The sequence below is a fragment of the Mesorhizobium sp. M1D.F.Ca.ET.231.01.1.1 genome (assembly GCF_003999155.2).
In the GTDB taxonomy this organism is placed as follows: Bacteria; Pseudomonadota; Alphaproteobacteria; order Rhizobiales; family Rhizobiaceae; genus Mesorhizobium.
In genome coordinates, this window is record NZ_RZOZ02000148.1 from 1 (window position 1) to 336 (window position 336).

A 336-nucleotide genomic window follows, 5' to 3' on the forward strand; every position below is an offset into this window, starting at 1 on the left:
CCAGTTGTCGGCGGCGGCGGGATAGGCGGGGGCGCGGCGCAGCGTGCCGGATGGGATATAGGGGCGCTGCGGCAGCATGAAGAGGCGCTTCCCCGGGTGGAAGTCGACGTTGCCACTGCCCCAGGGCCAGAGGCCCGCAATGGCGCGCACCAGCGTCGACTTGCCGGTGCCGGATTCGCCCGAGACCAGCGCGCGCTCGCCGGGCTGGATCTCTACCTCGGTCTCCTTCACCACTGAGGTGCCGTCGTCGAGCGTAACTGAGAGGTTTCTGAGGCTGAGCATGGCACCGTCCTCGGTCTCGCCGCGCTGGATGCGGCCCAGCCGGTCGTTCTCTTC

1 protein-coding gene is annotated in these 336 nt (G+C 69.3%); it reads right to left on the bottom strand.

The features are described from left to right. The coding region (locus tag EN874_RS32695) for an ATP-binding cassette domain-containing protein (protein ID WP_127428856.1) at positions 1-336 on the bottom strand (336 nt) is incomplete at both ends.